Annotated in this window: 1 protein-coding gene and 1 pseudogene; both read right to left on the reverse strand. The window is 41.6% G+C overall.

What is annotated here, in order from left to right:
- Positions 1 to 1,014, reverse strand: a pseudogene (locus BACCOPRO_RS18720) (SusC/RagA family protein); the annotation flags it as partial.
- Positions 942 to 1,910: an STN domain-containing protein gene (locus BACCOPRO_RS18725; protein WP_008142669.1), complete on the reverse strand. Its 969-nt coding sequence runs from the start codon at positions 1,908 to 1,910 to the stop codon at positions 942 to 944. The gene BACCOPRO_RS18725 and the pseudogene BACCOPRO_RS18720, both read right to left, overlap by 73 nt.
- Positions 1,911 to 1,967 lie beyond the last annotated feature (57 nt).

Here is a 1,967-nt window from a genome sequence, read left to right on the forward strand (position 1 = left end):
GGATTCATCCGTAAATCTCTGGAAAGAATATCCGACCAGTGCATTCAGATTATGATCTCCGAAACGTTTTGAATAGTTCGCAGTCAATTCCATCAGATAATCCGATTTGTCATACTGGGCAATATTAGCCTGTCCGCCTGTCTTCTGTCCATAAAGAGTTGTCTTCGGCATATAGACACTATGTTTCTGATAGTTCCGGTCAATACCGAAATTACCTTTCAAAGTCAGTTCTTCGATCGGTTTAATCTCAACATAAGCAGTACCCAGCATTCTTTCTTTAACAGTCTTGTCCGTAATCTCCAATAAAGAAACCGGGTTCGGAAGGAAAGCTGCCTGAGAGTTCAACACATATTCTCCCTCCTCATCGCGAACCGGCAATATCGGACTGAACTGAGCTGCAGCAACCATAATACTTGCATTCTCATTTTGTCCGGCTCCCAACGGAACATTATTAGTTGTATTTCTGGACAAAGTCATATTCACACCCAGGTTTACATATTTGCTGACCTTCTGTTCTACATTTACTCTGGCTGTATAACGGTCCATATCGTTATTTTTCACGACACCGTTCTGTTTGAAGAAGTTTCCTGAAATAAGGTACTTCGTCATCTCTGTTCCTCCGTTTACAGACAAATTGTGCTGAGTCTGGAAGCCGGTTCTTGTAATCTCCTTAAACCAGTCTGTATCGTAGGCCGGATTGGCAATTTCAGCATCTGTATAATAAGGTGTATAAGGAGTTGCTGCCTCAGCTTCACTTTTTCCACCATATACCCCGATTCCATTGGAACGTCTCCATTCTTCCAAAGCATAGCGATTAGACTGAATCATAAAATCTTTGGCACTGAGCATTTCATATTTCGCAGCCATAGTCTGCACGCTCGCTGTTCCGGAGTACGTAACTTTCGGAGCTCCTGTCTTTCCTTTTTTAGTGGTAATAATGATCACACCATTACCGGCACGGGCACCATAAATAGCCGTAGAACTTGCATCTTTAAGAACCTCAATAGATTCAATTCGTTCGGATTAATAGAGGCCAGAATATTGTCAGAGCTACCGGAATCATATTTACCGGTCTGAATCTTACTGTCATCCGTAGGGTTTACCGGAAAACCATCAATAATAATCAAAGGGTCATTTCCTGCATTGACAGAAGCTGCACCACGTATACGGAAAGTAGAGCCACTACCCGGCTGCGCACTGATTGTATTCACCTGCAATCCGGCTGCCTTACCGGCAAGTGCATGACTGATGGTTGAAACCGTACCAACCGGTGCATCATCCATCTTGACGGAAGCAACAGCACCTGTCAGGTCTTTCTTCTTCATTGTACCATATCCGACAACAACAACCTCATCCAACAGTTCTGTATCTTCTTTCAATACAATATTGAAGTCTGTCTTCTTGCCTACAAAAAGTTCCTGAGTATTATATCCAATATAAGAGACCTGCAAAGTTGTATTGGAAGTCACCGACAGATCAAAATTACCATTCAAGTCCGTAATGGTTCCGTTAGAAGGATTTCCTTTCACAACTACATTGGCTCCGATGATAGGTTCACCGTTTACATCCTTCACTACTCCATGAACTTTCTTAACTGCTCCTGTCTGCTGAGAGGTGATTACAATATAGTTTTCATTTACTTTATACGTGCATCCTGTTCCAGCCAGAAGCTGATCCAGAACCTGAAGTACGTCTGTGTCTTTCTGATTAAGTGTTACCTTGCGGTTTACATCCAGCTGAGCTGTATTATAAGCAATCTTATATTTGGAAACAGATTCAATTTGTTCAAAAGCTTGCTTTAAGGATACCTGTTCCCCATTAAAAGTAACCTTCTGTGCATTGACTGCAAGGTTACCAGCCAACAATAAGCCGACCCCTAAGGTCATTGCCCGATAAAATTTCTTGTTCATTCCATATTAGATTTACTAAATAACTATAATATTTATTGGTTGTACGTACACAGGTAT

The sequence above is a fragment of the Phocaeicola coprophilus DSM 18228 = JCM 13818 genome, assembly GCF_000157915.1.
Classification (GTDB): domain Bacteria; phylum Bacteroidota; class Bacteroidia; order Bacteroidales; family Bacteroidaceae; genus Phocaeicola; species Phocaeicola coprophilus.

Bases quoted from the DNA above. Each gene is read 5' to 3' on its own strand.
- BACCOPRO_RS18725 (WP_008142669.1), bottom strand. From the start codon at position 1,910: ATGAACAAGAAATTTTATCGGGCAATGACCTTAGGGGTCGGCTTATTG.